Annotated in this window: 18 protein-coding genes and 1 pseudogene; 7 read left to right on the top strand and 12 right to left on the bottom strand. The window is 52.5% G+C overall.

The genetic code is table 11. The features are described 5' to 3' along the window. Positions 1 to 38: 38 nt before the first annotated feature. The 5 genes from truD to G7K71_RS09035 all read right to left on the bottom strand — a co-directional run bounded on the left by truD (position 39) and on the right by G7K71_RS09035 (position 3,410). Entirely contained in the window at positions 39 to 1,199 is a 1,161-nt protein-coding gene (gene truD, locus G7K71_RS09050) for a tRNA pseudouridine(13) synthase TruD (RefSeq protein WP_166345456.1), read from the bottom strand. A 196-nt stretch (positions 1,200 to 1,395) separates the two neighbouring features. Next, a complete protein-coding gene (locus tag G7K71_RS20230) occupies positions 1,396 to 1,566 on the bottom strand; it encodes a DUF123 domain-containing protein (RefSeq protein ID WP_395858272.1) in 171 nt (56 codons plus the stop codon). A 126-nt stretch (positions 1,567 to 1,692) separates the two neighbouring features. Continuing rightward, a complete protein-coding gene (locus tag G7K71_RS09045) occupies positions 1,693 to 2,562 on the bottom strand; it encodes an HNH endonuclease signature motif containing protein (RefSeq protein WP_166345453.1) in 870 nt (289 codons plus the stop codon). Positions 2,563 to 2,713: 151 nt separating this feature from the next. After that, positions 2,714 to 3,097 carry a hypothetical protein gene (locus tag G7K71_RS09040; RefSeq protein WP_395858271.1) on the bottom strand — a complete coding sequence of 128 codons (384 nt, stop codon included), beginning with the start codon at positions 3,095 to 3,097 and terminating at the stop codon, positions 2,714 to 2,716. 52 nt (positions 3,098 to 3,149) lie between these two features. Then, positions 3,150 to 3,410: a stalk domain-containing protein gene (locus G7K71_RS09035; RefSeq protein WP_166345450.1), complete on the bottom strand. Its 261-nt coding sequence runs from the start codon at positions 3,408 to 3,410 to the stop codon at positions 3,150 to 3,152. Positions 3,411 to 3,667: 257 nt separating this feature from the next. Between G7K71_RS09035 and G7K71_RS09030 the strand changes: the two genes are divergently transcribed. The 4 genes from G7K71_RS09030 to G7K71_RS09015 all read left to right on the top strand — a co-directional run bounded on the left by G7K71_RS09030 (position 3,668) and on the right by G7K71_RS09015 (position 8,274). Beyond that, complete coding sequence (locus G7K71_RS09030; RefSeq protein WP_207712824.1) at positions 3,668 to 4,306, top strand: DUF1614 domain-containing protein; 639 nt, start codon at positions 3,668 to 3,670, stop codon at positions 4,304 to 4,306. A gap of 257 nt (positions 4,307 to 4,563) precedes the next feature. Further along, positions 4,564 to 5,145 carry a DJ-1/PfpI family protein gene (locus tag G7K71_RS09025; RefSeq protein WP_166345447.1) on the top strand — a complete coding sequence of 194 codons (582 nt, stop codon included), beginning with the start codon at positions 4,564 to 4,566 and terminating at the stop codon, positions 5,143 to 5,145. A gap of 136 nt (positions 5,146 to 5,281) precedes the next feature. Next, on the top strand, positions 5,282 to 6,424 hold the full coding sequence (locus tag G7K71_RS09020; RefSeq protein ID WP_166343591.1) for an FIST signal transduction protein: 1,143 nt from the start codon (positions 5,282 to 5,284) through the stop codon (positions 6,422 to 6,424). Next, positions 6,424 to 8,274, top strand: coding sequence for an HD domain-containing phosphohydrolase (locus tag G7K71_RS09015; RefSeq protein WP_243174848.1), 1,851 nt, complete (start codon positions 6,424 to 6,426; stop codon positions 8,272 to 8,274). The genes G7K71_RS09020 and G7K71_RS09015 overlap by 1 nt, the downstream gene beginning before the upstream one ends. Here the strand turns inward: G7K71_RS09015 and G7K71_RS09010 are convergent. Both G7K71_RS09010 and G7K71_RS09005 read right to left on the bottom strand, forming a co-directional pair. Further along, positions 8,258 to 9,097: an HD domain-containing phosphohydrolase gene (locus G7K71_RS09010; protein WP_313884941.1), complete on the bottom strand. Its 840-nt coding sequence runs from the start codon at positions 9,095 to 9,097 to the stop codon at positions 8,258 to 8,260. The genes G7K71_RS09015 and G7K71_RS09010 overlap by 17 nt on opposite strands. Before the next feature lie 56 nt (positions 9,098 to 9,153). Continuing rightward, the gene (locus tag G7K71_RS09005) at positions 9,154 to 9,330 is read right to left on the bottom strand and encodes an aspartyl-phosphate phosphatase Spo0E family protein (RefSeq protein WP_166345424.1); all 177 of its coding nucleotides are present in this window, start codon (positions 9,328 to 9,330) and stop codon (positions 9,154 to 9,156) included. Positions 9,331 to 9,524: 194 nt separating this feature from the next. Between G7K71_RS09005 and G7K71_RS09000 the strand changes: the two genes are divergently transcribed. Beyond that, complete coding sequence (locus G7K71_RS09000) at positions 9,525 to 9,791, top strand: hypothetical protein (RefSeq protein ID WP_166345421.1); 267 nt, start codon at positions 9,525 to 9,527, stop codon at positions 9,789 to 9,791. Here G7K71_RS09000 and G7K71_RS20225 read toward each other — a convergent pair. Beyond that, positions 9,765 to 10,067: pseudogene (locus tag G7K71_RS20225) on the bottom strand (hypothetical protein); the annotation flags it as partial. The gene G7K71_RS09000 and the pseudogene G7K71_RS20225 sit on opposite strands and share 27 nt — an antisense overlap. A 170-nt stretch (positions 10,068 to 10,237) precedes the next feature. Continuing rightward, complete coding sequence (locus tag G7K71_RS08990) at positions 10,238 to 11,206, bottom strand: hypothetical protein (protein ID WP_166345415.1); 969 nt, start codon at positions 11,204 to 11,206, stop codon at positions 10,238 to 10,240. Between the two features lie 222 nt (positions 11,207 to 11,428). On the opposite strand from G7K71_RS08990, the gene G7K71_RS20040 reads away from it, so the two are divergent. Both G7K71_RS20040 and G7K71_RS08980 read left to right on the top strand, forming a co-directional pair. Then, the gene (locus G7K71_RS20040) at positions 11,429 to 11,629 is read left to right on the top strand and encodes an ATP-binding protein (RefSeq protein WP_166345412.1); all 201 of its coding nucleotides are present in this window, start codon (positions 11,429 to 11,431) and stop codon (positions 11,627 to 11,629) included. A gap of 596 nt (positions 11,630 to 12,225) precedes the next feature. Further along, positions 12,226 to 13,320, top strand: coding sequence for an IS4 family transposase (locus G7K71_RS08980; protein WP_166345409.1), 1,095 nt, complete (start codon positions 12,226 to 12,228; stop codon positions 13,318 to 13,320). Between the two features lie 248 nt (positions 13,321 to 13,568). Here the strand turns inward: G7K71_RS08980 and G7K71_RS19395 are convergent, their stop codons facing one another. From G7K71_RS19395 to G7K71_RS08965, 3 genes are all read right to left on the bottom strand, one after another. Then, the gene (locus G7K71_RS19395) at positions 13,569 to 14,147 is read right to left on the bottom strand and encodes a DUF4829 domain-containing protein (RefSeq protein WP_166345406.1); all 579 of its coding nucleotides are present in this window, start codon (positions 14,145 to 14,147) and stop codon (positions 13,569 to 13,571) included. 241 nt (positions 14,148 to 14,388) lie between these two features. Further along, positions 14,389 to 14,961 carry a hypothetical protein gene (locus G7K71_RS08970; RefSeq protein ID WP_166345403.1) on the bottom strand — a complete coding sequence of 191 codons (573 nt, stop codon included), beginning with the start codon at positions 14,959 to 14,961 and terminating at the stop codon, positions 14,389 to 14,391. A gap of 12 nt (positions 14,962 to 14,973) precedes the next feature. Then, entirely contained in the window at positions 14,974 to 15,618 is a 645-nt protein-coding gene (locus tag G7K71_RS08965; protein ID WP_166345400.1) for a hypothetical protein, read from the bottom strand. Between the last annotated feature and the right edge of the window lie 329 nt (positions 15,619 to 15,947).

Below are 15,947 nucleotides of genomic sequence, written 5' to 3'. Positions count from 1 at the left end.
CATATCATCCCGGCTATTACAGGGGTAATTATCATTGTTCAAGGCATGGTCAGCCTCTTGATGAGCATTGTCCCGTAGCTCCCCCGCGGCAGCTTAAAGAAAAGGCGGATTTTCTGCCTGCCGGGGTAAAGGTCATCGGGTTCCGCCGGCTCCAAACGAAAATCGCCGGGAAAAACTACGGCACTCCTGGGAGTGGACTTAAAAAAGGCCTGCCGCACCTTGCGGAGGTTGAAACTGCTGCGCTTGATGCCTCTTTCCTCCAGGATGGCCGCAAAGAGTTGTTCGGTGCGGGCATCGGGAAACTCCATGCGGCTGGCAGCCAGCGGCAGGGCAAGAGACTTCAAATAGGCAAGTTCTTTTCTTTCCAGGCGCCGGTAAAAAAGATAGGGTCCGGCCACTCCCGGAACAGCCGCAAGATCAAGCCCGAGATCCTGCAAAATCCTTCTTAAAAGCTCGTTAAAGAGAAAACTCTGGTAGGCCGAAAAAAGAAGCGAAAGCTCTTCCCTGGGGATCATCTGTAACGCCTCTATGTAAGCCTTTGGTTTCTCTGCGAGCAGGGAAAATATTCTACTTTCCATGGTAGTTTTGGCACGGGAAAGGCAGATCGCCCAATCCCCCCAGTGTTCGCGGAAAAAGCGCTTTCGTTCCTTGGCCTCTTTTTTTTCTTCCGGGTAAATACCGGTAAGGTAGATCTGCAGGCTGCCGTTATAGTGCTTTTTCAGCAATCTCTCGGCCATGAAGCCCATCTGGCGGTCCATGCTGCCAAAACGCTGGTCATCATAGTAATTAGGGTAGCCGAAACCCCTGACCTCATCAACCCGGCGGGTGATGCGGGATACCTCTTCTGCACTGAGGGCGCGGATGGTGATGGCAAACTCGTTTCCTTCCAGAAGATCGGGCCCCATGGGCCTGTCCATATAGCCAATGCTCTGGAAGTGAAAGTTTTTGTCCCCGGTGGTTAAATTAGCGGGATGCTTAACCGTGACGTATTGGAAGGTATGAGCATGCCTGTCCTTTAATCCCCCGTAAGCAAAAAGGCGGTAGGGAAGGCCATGCGCCTTTGCAAGCTGGAGCAAAAGATCGATGGTATTCCATCCCCTCTTTTCTAAAAGGTACAGCCGGTAGGGTCCTTTTTCCCGGAGAGGCAGGCGGGCCAATTCCCTGACCACGAAATCCCCGGGGATTACCTTTAATTTCATTGTCTTTACTCCTCGTATCATAGTAGTAGAACCACCGGACAACCCCTGGTCCGCCGTCCTTTTCTAACCGCTGGATGTACCCCGGCTGTCTGGCGATGGGATTCGCAGCTGCCCATTCATGCACCCGCCAGCGCCGGTTGAGTACTGATTACGAGGGTGCCGGAAGGACCGGTTTAGGATTGCAAGTTAATTTAGGTCATTCTACCGCCAAAGCGAACTGCTTATAATAACTTCCTTTCGGTTTACCAAATTCCAACAAGTAATCAATGCACCAGTGGAGTTTTTTGTCTTGATATAGGGGCCGTCTAACTCTACGTCTTAATCCTCCCATGACCAAACCGACATATACATACCGCCAGGTACACACTGCCGTCGGCCAAGCGACCTGTAGGCGCCGTGGAAAAGATGGCCTGGGAATGAAATACAAAAGCCCCACATTGTTACGGGGCTTTTGTTTATCTCCCCAGAGGTAGAGCCAACTATCGTCGGGTTATTACAAGATACCTCTCTGGCGGTATACAGCGTCCAACTGTTGATGGATAGCATCATGATCCTCTACTTTTACCAGTATCATGTTGTCCGGGCTATCTGCTCCACCAGCATATAGGGGTACAATATGGTGCACCTCGTATCCTTCCGGCACCTTGTCCAATCCATGTTGATGTAAAAACTCCTCCACCGCCGCCGGGTTGCGCGGCGGGTCATCCACGGGGTAAGCATCGTCCACCAAACCGGCCTCAACTAACTCATCAACAGTCCCCGGATCGGCAAAACCATCGCCGTCAGTGTCATATTCCGTGCTTGGCAGGTCAGGGTAAAGCGTCCCCTGCCCTTCAGTTAACACCTGGGTATGTACATCTCCGTGCGCATCGTCAGGAGCTATCACTTCTCCAGGCATACCACCGTGAACCGGACCTGCTTCCGGCGACTCCGCCGCCTCAGCCTCTCCCGGTATAATATCCACCACGCCCATCGTCTCTAACGGAGTAATGGCTATCGCGGCAATTGCTGCCGCCTCAACCAGGTTAACCCCGGTACGTTTTGCCTTCCCTAGATAGTATGCATAACCCTCGTAATCACCTTTACGCTTACACTCCGCCATCTTGGTCAAACTGTCTACTGCTTCAGCCACCTGGTTGCCAAGATATTTGTAGGAGTTGACCGCACCCCGGCCTATCTCTTTTAGCTTGTCCTTAACCACAAACTTGCCATAGTCAACATCCGCCTGGTTGTCTGTTGCTATGCCTTTGGCGACATTGTACATCCCATATCCAATCATCGCCATCTTCCCAGCTGTGATCGTCGTAGCCTTAACGGCCTTATAAAGCGTCCTGCCGCCAAAGCGGGCCAAGTCCCGCCACATATTCTGCCTCCCTTCTCTACCACGGTTACCAATTAATACCCATTTTTCGATAATGATCCGCTAAATTCATCCCTACCCCTGGGAGAACCTCGGGGATAAAAGTGTGCAGACATCCTCCAGAGAGAGCCGTTTACTTCGCCCGGGGGAAGGATTACGAAAAAAGCCTGTGCCACTGAAAAAACCGCATTACTTGTTCGGAACCGTGGAGGGAAAGTTCCCGCTCGATTTCAGCCACTGTTTTTTCCCGGACAATGGCATTTCTGTTTTTGGAGAAAAACTTATCGGCATAGCAAATGATCTGCTCATCGAGGGTAATCGGCACCATGTCTCTAGGCGGCAAGGGGAGGCAACGCTCTTTAATTTCATCTTTCGTAATTCCTGCTCCCACGTGCCGTTCGCAAACGAGGGCATGCATCGGTAAACCCTCTTTTTCTAAAAGTTCGCGTCCAAGGTAACCGTGGCAGACATACGGTTTTTCGCCCCGACAACCAATCTGGGGAAGATAAGTCAAAAAAATGCCTATATCGTGAAGCATGGCGGCTTCACCTTACCGCCCACGGCCAGGACCACGGCAACCTTATTCATGATCAGGGTGACCGTGCCTGCGGAAGGCTCCAGGTGATTTTGTCTTCCGGTACTCTCAAAGCCAGGGCAAGGTAACGTACCGGGACGTAGGTCCTGCCCTGTTCGACGAATGCGGCGGCGTCCATCTGTTTCGCCTGGCCGTCCGCAGTGTACCCCTTCTGACCGACAACGAAAACGGCTTTATTATCCGGTGCGGCCAGAACGGGGAAAGCGAAAGCCAGGATTAACATCAGAAAGGCCAGCAAGGTGGCTGCTTTTCGCATTCCAAAACACTCCCGTATCCATATATTTACCTGATTTTTTCTACTTCCCGGCGCAGAATCCTGCCCTGAAATGGAGAATGTTGCCTTTTTACTGCCGACCCCGCCGCCCTTGGGCCGAGCTTAGGCTGGTAGTACTCTAAGTCCAGCTCATCCACCTTCCAGCTGGCCGCCAGTATCTTATTTCTATCGTTTGGGAAGGATTTGGGCATCTTAACGGCTAAACTTAATTGCATAACTTCAAAAGAAAGCAGGTGTTTATGGTGCCGTTAATTTGGCTTATATTCCTTATCCTATTGTTTCCTTTTTTAATTTTTGTTCTTTTTTTCCAGGTAGCAACCTTTTCTTTTGCCAAGCTGGGCCTGTCTCCACAAGGAGCCGTTCTGCTCTTCAGCCTGTCTATCATAGGCGGGATTATTAACATACCTATATCCCGCCGGAGATTTGTGATCGAAGAAGAACGGTTCTTCTTCCCCTTTCTCTTTTACTATCCACCGAGAGTACGTGAGCAAATAATCGCCGTCAACGTAGGGGGTGCTGTAATTCCCGTTCTCTTCAGCCTGTACCTTCTGGAACGCACGCCTCTCTGGCCTGCATTGACGGCCGTAGCCATCGTGACGATAGTGGCCAAGGCTTTGGCCCGCCCTGTACCGGGGGTGGGCATTTCCCTGCCCGCCTTTATCCCCCCTCTGGTGGCCGCAGCAGCAGCCATTCTTTTGGCCGGCAAGGACGCCGCTCCGGTAGCTTACATTGCCGGCGTTTGGGGTACTCTCATCGGAGCCGACCTGTTGAACCTGTATCGGCTCAGGGAATTGGGTGCACACGTTTTAAGCATTGGAGGAGCAGGGGTGTTCGACGGCATCTTCCTGGTGGGAGTAGTGGCTGCCTTGCTGGCTTAGCGATCATGACCTCCCGGAATGATTTGCCGGGAAAGCGTATTTTCCTTCGGAAAAGCACAGAAGCTTCCGCAGTATCTCACCACTGGACCCTGCCCCGACTTTGCCAAACTGGACGGGCACCCACCGCAATCAGCCCCATTCCGTCAAGTTATCCCGCCCAGATTAAACCACTGTCAGGGGAAGGAAAAATAAACCTGCCTGACGAATGGGTCTTAAAAGGCAGTTAATGCTAATAAAAGGAGGCGGTCAATTAAGACATGGGTGCCAAAAAAATTCTGATGCTTGTCGGCGATTACGTTGAGGATTACGAAGCAATGGTGCCGTTTCAGGCGCTGCAGATGGTCGGGCACACCGTTCACGCGGCCTGCCCCGGGAAGAAGGCCGGGGAGAAAGTACGCACAGCCGTGCACGACTTCGAGGGGGATCAAACCTACAGCGAAAAGCCCGGTCACAACTTCACCCTGAATGCTTCTTTTGACGAAGTGAAGGCAGAAAATTACGACGCCCTGGTGATACCCGGCGGGCGTGCGCCGGAGTATATCCGACTGAATCCCGCGGTGCTGGAAATAGTCCGGCACTTTGCCGGAGCCAACAAGCCCATCGCCGCCATTTGCCACGGCATACAGGTACTGGCGGCGGCAGGTGTGCTCCGTGGGAAAACCTGCACGGCCTACCCGGCGGTAAAACCCGAGGTGGAAAATGCAGGAGGTAAATGGGTGGATGTAGAGGTAAGCGGGGCTTACGTTGAAAGCAACCTGGTTACCGCACCAGCCTGGCCCGCCCACCCCGAGTGGCTTGCGAAATTCCTCAAGCTTCTGGGAACAAAGATCGAACCGTGAGAAGCCCAAGGATGAGAGGAGCCCGGCCTGCAAAGGGACTCCTCTTTTTGTTACGGCCCGGGAAGGGTTTTTAAAACCTTTGCAGAAAATCTCCTTGTCTGGTTGCCGGACTGGAGAAGAGAGGAGTCCTGTGCGCATGAAGGTGGGTGTGGGGTACAGTTTACATCCGGACTCCCGGGAAGCCGCAAGGAAGGCGGCACGGTTCGCCGCGGCCCGATCGGGACCGCCCGCCCTCACATTTCTGTTTACCACCGAAGGGTACAATCAGGAAGAGATCCTCGAAACAGTGATGGCCGAAACGGGGACCCCAAAACTGGTCGGCGCGTCCGGAGCGGGAATCATCACGGCAGAAGGGATCAAAAAGCACGGTGTGGAAGTGGTGACGCTCGCCGGTGAAGGGATTACGGCCAGGACGGCCCTGGTGGAAATGCTGAGCGAACGGGCCGACGAAACGGGCAGGGAACTGGCCGAAAAGCTCTTAAGCGGGCAGACTCCGGGCGAAGGTACTGTATTTGTGTTTCCCGACGGCCTGGCGGGCAACATTGCACGGATGCTGCGCGGTATTTACGACGTGCTGGGCTCCCGGTTTACATATGCAGGCGGGGGAACCGGAGATAACATGCACTTTTTCAGGACATACCAGATGACCGAAACCGGCGTTGCCAGCGGCGCGGTAGCTGCGGCCCTGGTTGCCGGGTGTTCCTTTGCCACCGGGATGGGTCACGGCTGGGAACCTTTCGGCCCTCCGCTGCTCATCACCAGGACAAGGGGCAAGGTTGTCTTCGAAATTGATGAGCAACCGGCCTTTCAGGTCTATTCGCGCCGGCTCGGGGGGATAACGAGCGAAGAGTTTCCTGACTGCGCCGTCCGCTACCCGCTGGGGGTACCGGACCTCACCGGAAGATTCATTATCCGCGATCCTTTCAAACTGGGTGCAGACGATTCGATTGAATTTGTCACAGAAGTCCCTTACCGTGCCGTGGCCCACCTCATGCGCTACACCAGTCCCGAAAGCCTTACCCGGGCGGCCCTTGAGGCAACCGTGCAGGCCAGGAAGTCTGTGAACTTTCCCCGCTTCGCCCTGATCTTCGACTGCGTGTCCCGCTTTCTGTTAATGGGAGAACATGCAGACCGGGAACTGGAAGCGATCCGGAATACACTGGGCGGGGTGCCGGTGGCGGGTTTTCTGACTTTTGGGGAAGTTGGCAGTTGCGCCAGCGGCCCCCCCCTCTTTTACAACAAAACTTTTCTCATCGCCATGGGAGGGACGTCTTTGTGATGAACCCCGGCGCGCTGGAGCTGGCCTTTCTGTACGAGGTTTCCTCGCTTGCCTGGCCCGGTTCAGAAGCAGACCTTTTTGATGAAGTAGTAGAAAAAGCGGTGCGGCTTTTCGGGGTCCAGCGGGCAGCCCTCGTCCTCCACGACGACACAGGGCAGTCCACCTGCCATACCTGGGGCTTCGGGCGGAACAAAGTAAACGTTCTCAAGGAACAGCCCTGGCAGAACCGGGGTCCAGGGAGGGTCTATCTTAAGGAACTGGGGAGCCCTCCTCTCGGGAATCTTTACCTTGAAAGAAACGAAGACTTCCTGGAGAACGAACGCCGCCTGCTGGACGTGTTTTCCGGGCGGCTGGCAAATATCCTGCAGCTCCACATCTGGGAGAGGAAAACCAGAAAGCTGAGAGAGCGCTTCCGGCTGGTTTTCGAAAACATGCCCATGGTGGGTGCCCTATCCTTTGACCGGGAGGGAAGGATTTTACACTACAACCGGGAAGTGCAGAAAATCCTCGGCCAGGATGCGCTGCTAAAGGACGGGGACTGGCTCACCCGGATAAGGCCGGCGGCCGATTTTCAAAAGCTCCTGACCCGGACATGGGAAACCGGTCAGGTTGTCGAACCCGGGGAATGGCAGATTCAAACGCCGGAGGGAGACCTGCGGTGGGCGCTTTTAACCCTGGTCCCCGTGAAGCAGGACGAAAAAGTGGAAGAGGTTTTCTGCATGATCATAGACATAACCGGGCGAAAGCAAATGGAGGAAGAACTCAGGCGCCTGAGCGTTTTTGACAGCCTGACCGGCCTTTACAACCGCAATTACTTCGAGCAGAAAATCCGCCAGCTGGATGAAGAGGGCGTGCGGCCGGTAAGCGTCATTGTGTGTGACGTAGACGGGTTGAAGCCGGTCAACGACTGCCTGGGTCACAGGCAGGGGGACGAGTTGCTTCAAAAGGCTGCCGCCCTGATCCGCGAAGTGTTCCCCGGAGAAGAAGCCTTCCGGGTAGGCGGCGACGAGTTTGCCGTCATCCTGCCGGCAAGGGATAGGGAAGCTGCACAGAAAGCCTGCTCGATTTTAGTGGAAACCCGGGAGAAGTTCAACAGGGGTCACACTGTCATCCCGCTCAGCATTTCCGCCGGGGTGGGTGTCACGGAGAACCCCCGCAGGTCCGTTTACGACGCTTACAAGCAGGCAGACGATGAAATGTACCGTGACAAGTTACAGCGCTGTGCTGCAGAGAGGTACGATGTAGGCCGTTCCCTCCTGGCAGCGCTTTTCAGGAATTACCCCCACATTGATAAGCATGCCAGGCGGGTTAAGGAACTGGCGTGGCTACTGGGGAAGGCAGCAGGCCTTTCCACGGGGGAGATGGACAACCTGCTTCTGCTGGCCGAGGTGCACGACATTGGAAAGGTGGGCCTCCCGGATCACATCCTGCGTAAAAATGAACCACTCACAAAAGAAGAAGAGGAAGAAATGAAACGCCACTGCGAAGTAGGATACCGGATTGCAAGGTGCTCACCCGAACTGACCCCGGTGGCTGAGCTAATCCTGCAGCACCACGAGTGGTGGGACGGGCGGGGGTACCCGCAGGGTTTAAAAGGGGAAGAAATCCACCTCTTAAGCCGCATTCTTGCCATAGCTGACGCCTACGAGGCCATGACTGCCGGCCGGCCCGGCAAAAAAGTCATGCCCGGGGAGGAAGCCATGACAGAACTCAAGCAGCGGGCAGGAACCCGGTTCGACCCTCACCTGGTGGAAATTTTCCTTAAACTGCTGCAGGAAGAAAACGGTGAGATTCTCCCCTCAGAGGTTTTTCATCCGGAGCGCGCCGCGGCCGTCACCGCACCTGTTTGAACAAAAAGAGAATTTCTCCTAAAATAGCCAGAAGAGTTGCTACGTCAATATTTACCATTTCGTCCCCGGGGATTCGCAGGAATGCCTCCACTACCCGGGGGTCAAACTGACTGCCCGCGCACCGCTTCAGTTCATTGAACGCCTGGTCCGGGGTAAGTGCTTTCCTGTAGGGCCTGGCGGAGGTCATGGCGTCGTATGCGTCGGCCACGCGGATTATGCGCGCCAGGAGCGGAATTTCTTCTCCTGAAAGCCCGTCCGGGTAGCCCCCGCCGCCGTAGTCTTCGTGGTGGTGCCGCACGGCTGCCGTAACTCCGCCGGGGAACCCGGCCGGTTCCAGAATCCTGGCCCCCACCTCGGGGTGACCCTGCATTTCTTTCCTTTCTTCCGGAGTGAGGGGACCCGGCTTGAGAAGAATATTCTCGCGGACGCCAATTTTGCCGATGTCGTGCAGGAGCCCGGCCATATACACCTGCTCCTGTTCTCCGGCACCGAGTCCCAGGAAGCGGGCGCACAAACGCGCCAGCTTTGCAACCCTCAAGGAGTGACCCCTGGTGTAAGCGTCCCTGGCCTCCAGGGCAGCCGCCAGTGCCTGCACGACATTCAGGTAATATTTCTGCAGCGAGGAATACAGGCGGGCATTTTCCAGCGCCAGGCCCAGTTGAGAGGCAATGATGACCAGATATTCGACTTCCTCTTCTGACCAGCGCCGCGGCTCGGGAGAATAGATCTTTAAAGTGCCCAGGGTCTTTCCGCCCGCTTTCACCGGCACGACAACCAGCGCCCGCACCTCGGGCACGGAGTAGGGGAGGCGCGCGCTTGTCACAGTGCTGGCCAGGTCCTCCACTTCCTGGCGTAGAATCCTTCTCTGAAACGAAAAAGTTACTTTCCTGTCGCAAATTTTGTTGCCCTGGGGCCATGCTTCACCCGGTAATACTCCAGCACCAGCTTATCCACCTTCCGGCTGGCTGCCAGGAGCTTTTCTTTGTCGCCTGGATCGGTAGCCAGCAGCTTTCTCCTGGCTTTCTCCAGTCGCAGGATCGTCCTATCGAGTTCCAATAAAAATTTCCCCCTTTCACCAAATTACACCAAATTCAATGAAACCACTTCCAGGAAAATGCGTCAAGAAAAAACCCTGTCGAACGGTGTCGGATCGACAGGGTTTTCCTCATTAATAAAAATCGCATAAAGCATGAAATTTTTCGGCTTTACAGCCAATTAATTATGGTAGAAGAAAAAAGCGAGGGATTATTGTGCAAAAACAACAATCCTTTGTACCTGAAAAAACAGAAAAGTTTCTCACGGAAAACGGGTGGGAGATAGTCTACGACAGACCCCCCGATGGCCATCAGACGTGGCAGAAATATCATCAGGGCTTCTGGGAGTTGCTTATCTACCTTATGGAAGATGGGCGGCACCACTGCGAACTCTGGTGCGGCAGCCACGCTATAAAACCTGAAGTCGTCTTCTCACTGCGTTCCATCAAGGCTGTCTTACGGCGGCGAGGACTGGCGACGTAACCTGCCCGTGTAGCTAAATTGCCAACTGTACTTTACAGAATTGGGGGTAAAATTGCAAAGTAGCCCTGACAGAATTGCAAAACGGTGGCCAGGATTGCCCAACCAGCTCGAACCCACCACCCACACCTCGCTGTCCGGGTCCCAATAGCCGTATATTCGCTCGAATGCCTCCCGGTACGCCTTCACTGACGGGTAGCCTTCCCTTCGGACGTCCTCCTTCGTAATGTCGCCCAACCGCTCACGCCGAACGGCGGTAACCCGCACTCGGGCGAACGGTTTCCCGCGGCAAGCACGCCACTGGTAGACGGATCTAACCTTTCACAAAGAACAAAAGGCCGGGCGTCTTTAGAAAAGGACGTCCGGCTTTCCGAATGCTACTTCCCCACTGGCTGACTACTGATCCTCCAATACCTGCTTCGGGTTAGCATACGCCAAGAGCATATATCTTACCACCCCGCCGGGTAAAGGAGCCGTGCTACCGGCGAAGGAAGCTGGTGATGTTTCGTTGCACCGTTCACATAAATCGTTGCTTCTCCGGTCTCCAGCCTTACAGCCATTTTCCCCAGGAGCCGCCCTTCTTTGAAAGCGAGCAGCCATTCGGTCTCGTCTCCCCGGCCCTGCGCCCCACCGGTGAAAGTGCTAACCAGCAAAAGGCCCTGGTAGGCTCCGAAACTGGGACGGACCTGCCCTTCGGTCGGTGCATTATCCGCCATAACTGCCTTCAGTTCCCGTGTGAGGCCCTCTTCGCTTACCAGCCGCGGCTTTTCCTCATCCAGGGATAAGCTCTGAATCTCTTCCCCGCAGGGGGATTCCAGATAAAGGCGCTGACCGCAAAGGCCCACCTTAACCCCGGCACCGGCGATAAAGGAACATTGCGGTTCGCCTTTTCTCGCTACCGGAACCCAGGTCGCCTTGCCCGCCGCGTCGATCCCAACCAGGAAGAGTTCCTCTGCAGCGGTAGGCCTGTTCAGCACCGCCAGCACCACCAACCGGTCTTCCCTCTTAGCCAGGAAGAGCGGTACCACCTCGCCTGTTGCTTCCGGAGCGGAAAAGAGTTGCTTTTTCACCCCGCCTGGCTCCATTTCCACTATGCCCAGCTTATTTCCTACTCCGTAACCAACATATTGGCGGTCATTGCTGGCATAAAAAACTGGCGCCACTGCTTCGGGCGGAAGCCCGGTGTGCTGCACCACGGAAGCCTGCGGGGTAGGACCGTGGCTTGTGACCGCCGCTTTCCCTCCGTGTTCTGTAAAGAGATAAATTCGTGACCCACCGTCCCAGTAGAGCGGCGGGATATCCGTTTCTCCCGCACCTTTCAGGGTAAAAGAAGGATTTGCATCTACTTCGAGGGTGCCAGCTTGCGGCGTCCACGTTGCCCGAAAGGCCAACAGGCCCTCCGGGGTTCCTTGCAGCACGACGAGTGGTACCTCCGCCTTCGCCACATCCGGGCGACTCTTTTGACAGCCGCTCAAAACAAGTGTTGGAAAGAGAAAGAAAAGTACCAAGCCAATACAGAATCGGCTTCTCATATCTCCATCTCACCGTCCCTTTATAGGTTTAAAAAGAGATCGGAACGGGAAGAGATCCCCGTTCCTGTTTCGCGTTTAGTAGATAAACCTTTCTTTTCGGTCGCTGGTGTGAGCGCTGTAAAGCTGACGCTGCCCATCATTATTATCCTGGATGAGGTGGGGTACCTGACCCTGGACAAGACGGCTTCCGACCATCTCTTTCAGTTGATCACCAGGGCCTATGAAAACGTAGCCCTGATCATTACCTGGTTGAATAGTTACAACCTGCGATTAGGACTATTGGTGATCCAGGTAGAAAAAGGAGACTAATCGTGGTGTAAGTGAAAATCCCTAAAAGTGTACATACCGAAGCTAAGATCCCCGAAATTGCTATAACCCTTGGATATCGGTACAATGCTCCGATAGCCGCTACAAGAAAAAAGAAGGTGTATACAGCAACATATCCTATGTCAAACCAACGGAAACCGTGAAACCGAAAAGAAACATACGCCGCGTAACAACAAGCGACCAACCCCAGAGTGCTACCGTTGAGTCCCGTTTTCCATCCCATAAGGTCACCCTTCCTACATTATCGTGGTACAATGTAATCTTTCCTAGTAGTTGTGCTACCGTTTGGAATAGTTCCGTTGAGATAGGTCTTGCTTTTCCATGTCTCCCAAATTTTTCGGGAGGAATCGTAGGCTAAAATCATGTTTTTTATTGTACCGAAACTATTTCCGCTGTACATCTTTACTCGATGTGACGGCATACCAATCCACATCGTATAATTCATTTGTGTTCGGTTAAGCCCTGGATATACCAATAACAGCCAGAGATAGGGCTTTGTCCCTGGAAAATAAATAGCGGGAATTGTTCTTTGAAAAGAAGGAGTATGCCCCTCCCTTTGTGGAATTCTCCTCCAAATAATGTTCGCGAGGAGGTTCTACGCGTACGGTATAGCGGATCTGGCCAGCCACGCCAGCCTTACGCTTTCAGATAAACTAAAGGGATTCAAGGACCTGATGGTGGCAGACGGCACCATTATCAGGTTGCACGATAAATTGGCCGAACAGTTTCCCGGGGCGAGGGGCAAGGCCGAGCTCAAGATACATACCGTCATCGGGGTCACCGGCAACACGAAGAGCATTACCATCTATCCCGGCAAGACCGCTGAGATCAAAACCATGCGCGTCGGCTCCTGGGTTAAGGATAACATCCTCCTGTTTGATCTCGGCTATTTCAAGTACGAGCTGTTCAGCAGGATTAGAAGAAATAAAGGCTATTTCGTAAGCAGGCTCAAGCAATCGGCCAACCCGACCATCGTCTCAGTGCTACGTGCCTACCGGGGTAATCCGGTCGACATTGCCGGCAAAAAGCTCAAGGAGGTACTACCCCGGCTTAAAGGGGAGGTAATCGACGTTGAGGTGGAGGTCTCCATCAAAGGCAAAGTCAAGAAAACCGAGAAAGACGGGGCGTTCGAGATCTATCGTCCCACGTGCGGCACACCGAAGGTTAAAGAAACCTTCCGCCTGGTGGGAGTGCTCGATGAGGAAAGCAAGACGTATCATTTCTACCTCACCAACATCACGCCGGAACAGCTTTCAGCAGAGGATGTAGCGCTCCTTTACCGGGCGCGCTGGAGTATCGAACTGGTTTTCAAGGAACTAAAGCGTCTCTATCAGTTGGATGTGATCTCCAGTGGGGCACCTGCCGTGGTAGAATCTCTGGTTCTGGTGACCATGCTGACCCTGGTTGTAAGCCACCGGCTGCTTAACCACATGCGGTTGCTGGCTCCGGAGAAAAGCGCTCGCTTTACTCCTTTGCGCTGGGCCGAGTCGTTTTACTCTATTGCGCCGGTTATAATGACTCGTGTACTCAAGTTCATCGGAATTGACGAAGATCCTCTCCTGCTCATAATTTACTTCATGGCTGAGGGCGTTGATCCCAATGTCAACAGAGAACGCCTGTTGTCACCCTGGGTAAAAGCAGTCAATTCCCAGGTATTAGATGGAAATAAGTAACATATCTGGTAAACCGATCACGCATGAGAGATGGAGATAAGGCCGCCGCCCCTTTCTGTGCGCCGCGGCACCCACTCAAATCCGCGGCCACCGCAACAGAGCAGAGAAAGGCAAGGCCAAAGAAAATGAGCAACAATCTTCTAGGCAATAAACAGCTCATCTCACAATTCCTCCCCGAAAATGGAACGAAGGGAGGGGAAGCCCCTCCTGAGCAAGCTGCCGCCACGGATTTCAACGATCTGCTGCAACTACCTACCAGCGTCTAAAATAACCCAAGGCGACTCCGGCTTTTCTTTGACCAGGATGTAGTCGACGTTGCTTTCGTTACGCCAGACTTCCTTTGAGTTTTCGTAGGCCAGGACCAGCAGTCGATCGACATTTAGTATGGCAACCTTATACCAGGTCTTGCCGGATAGCCGGGAAATTCCTGCTCCCTGCAAGCTTTCTAAGCTAAACCACCTGGGATTCTCGTTGATCCGGTAGACTTTAGCCTCTTTTATCCGCAAAATTTGAGGGTCGTCGGGTCCCGTTTTGACGCCGGTGGGATTGTACATCGTAGAATCGAGCAACTCAACATCATGCTTCTTCAGAGCCTCGAAATGTTTTTCAATGACTCGCTTGCACTCAGCGATATCCTCTGCCGTCAGGCGCTTCTCGAGAATCTTAAAATTTTCGTGCTCCCCGCTTTTTGCTACTGGCGCAAGCTCGCTCCCACCTTGCGCTGCCGGCGGGTTCTTCCCGGATTCGTTGGTCGCGTTTTTCACACATCCTAATGCCAGGGCCACTGCCGTAAATATAACTAACAGCAGTGCCGCTTTCGTTTTCACAGAATCACTCCTTTCAAATTACTTTTGAAATTGAGCCGAGGAGAAGTGTACACCTCTAATGTAGCACGTATTCGGACCGCCCCAGCCATTTATTAAATTCTCCAATGGCCTGTCTTTGATCTCACTGCTATGCTGGCAAACAAAAATAAGGATGCCATCTAGCCCCACTTCTGGGAAGGAAAAACAACCGGAACCTCTTGACTCACTCTGTATTTGTATTCCTCTTGCTAAAACATCCATATTATGCTTTCCTGTATAAATAAAGCCCTTCTACATTGGCCATTTCTTTTACCAGTTCTATTACATCCGGCTTGTTAACATAGATAGGCCATGCCAACCCTCCTCCTGACCAACAAACGATTTCCATGTCTTCGAAAACCAAGATGCTGTCTACTATATCTCTTGTTCCTAACCGAACTAGCAACTCTAGCTCTCCTACATCTGTTATCAACCTCGTTTTATCTTCGCTTTCCTTTATCCAGCGCAAAGTTTCCGCATCCTTATGTATCAGATTGAGAAGTGCTTCTTCAGAACGGTCAGATTCGTACACATATGCCTTCGTCTTATTGTACAACCACACCTTCTTAAAAAGACTCACAAACTTGTCTTCTTCGGCCAGAAACACTTTTTGTTTCGCGGGCTCTTCTACTATGTACTCCCACACCAACTCAAACTGACTGTACTTTTCTGGATCCTGAACGGTCATGGGCAGTATGTCTATGAGATAGTATCTGTCTTCTTGGATTATCTCTTCTAGTTGTTCCAGAAAGGCTTCTATGTTCTTACCGTCTCCAAACACCTCATTTATGCTCACTGACAACCCCCCTTATTTCCTTAAAATTTTCCCCTTTTCGTCAAGAGAAGCAACTCTCTCTCCATTGGGTTTCTTTAATTTCCATTTACTTCCTCCATGCCCGGCTGTGTCTTTTTCGATATACCACCCACCGTCCTCTTTGTAAGCTTGTTTACCTCTAATCTTCTTATTAAACTTGCTTAAATCTACCGTATTACCATTTTTCATCAGCCTTTTTGGTATATGAAACCCAATAATATATGGCATAATTTTGTTATACATCCACGATCCGGCGTAATACGTAATGCCTCCAACAACAATTGCTCCCGTTGCTAAAAGAGCTACTTCTCCTATTCCTGGAATAAAATATACTGCTACCACCGCCGGTGCAGCTGCTGTGCATACGTATCCTGCTCCTCTTTCGTTTCTTAAGGTCTCATGCACATTTTCCCGTTCTTTTAAAAACCTTTGTATTTCCATTTTATCCTGTTCACTAATTTCTAATATATTGTTATAAAAACCAGGAGACAGTATATGTTCGTTGCTTGCATTACTCAGTTCAGTCGGAACAACAGAATTATTTGCTTCAGCAGCAAGCGCACTCATGCCTGGCAACAGCATATTTACTAATAAGACGAGCACGAGCAAAAGGCTCAATTTTTTCTTAACCGACTTCATCTGAATACCTCCTCGTTCACTTTAGTTCTTTAATTCACCAAGTCTTGCCATAAACGGATGCCGCCTGAATTTTGAAATTTCCCCTTCCCTCATTTTTCCCTTCTCAACCCAACCGGTCAACCAAATACCCGCAAATCTATCGCCCCGCCTTAGCCCGTGCCACCTCCCCGCCTTCCTTTTCTTCCGCTACCTGCCAATTCCTCCTGTAAAGTAACATATAGCAAAAAAAAACGCAACGGGTACTTTTTGTAGATTTTTGTCGAACTGTCCAGCAAACAGAGTCAAAATTTTTGACCAGACACAGTAGCCGCTCCCGCCGGACAGCAGTC

Source organism: Desulfofundulus sp. TPOSR (genome assembly GCF_011393055.1).
Classification (GTDB): domain Bacteria; phylum Bacillota; class Desulfotomaculia; order Desulfotomaculales; family Desulfovirgulaceae; genus Desulfofundulus; species Desulfofundulus kuznetsovii.
The sequence above is the reverse complement of the archived record's forward strand: the minus strand, read 5'-3'. Positions and strand labels throughout refer to the sequence as shown.

Coding starts and splice junctions, on each gene's coding strand:
- truD (WP_166345456.1), bottom strand. CDS start 1,199: ATGAAATTAAAGGTAATCCCCGGGGATTTCGTGGTCAGGGAATTGGCC.
- G7K71_RS09045 (WP_166345453.1), bottom strand. CDS start 2,562: ATGTGGCGGGACTTGGCCCGCTTTGGCGGCAGGACGCTTTATAAGGCC.
- G7K71_RS09040 (WP_395858271.1), bottom strand. CDS start 3,097: ATGCTTCACGATATAGGCATTTTTTTGACTTATCTTCCCCAGATTGGT.
- G7K71_RS09035 (WP_166345450.1), bottom strand. CDS start 3,410: ATGCGAAAAGCAGCCACCTTGCTGGCCTTTCTGATGTTAATCCTGGCT.
- G7K71_RS09030 (WP_207712824.1), top strand. CDS start 3,668: ATGGTGCCGTTAATTTGGCTTATATTCCTTATCCTATTGTTTCCTTTT.
- G7K71_RS09025 (WP_166345447.1), top strand. CDS start 4,564: ATGGGTGCCAAAAAAATTCTGATGCTTGTCGGCGATTACGTTGAGGAT.
- G7K71_RS09020 (WP_166343591.1), top strand. CDS start 5,282: ATGAAGGTGGGTGTGGGGTACAGTTTACATCCGGACTCCCGGGAAGCC.
- G7K71_RS09015 (WP_243174848.1), top strand. CDS start 6,424: ATGAACCCCGGCGCGCTGGAGCTGGCCTTTCTGTACGAGGTTTCCTCG.
- G7K71_RS08980 (WP_166345409.1), top strand. CDS start 12,226: ATGTTCGCGAGGAGGTTCTACGCGTACGGTATAGCGGATCTGGCCAGC.
- G7K71_RS08965 (WP_166345400.1), bottom strand. CDS start 15,618: ATGAAGTCGGTTAAGAAAAAATTGAGCCTTTTGCTCGTGCTCGTCTTA.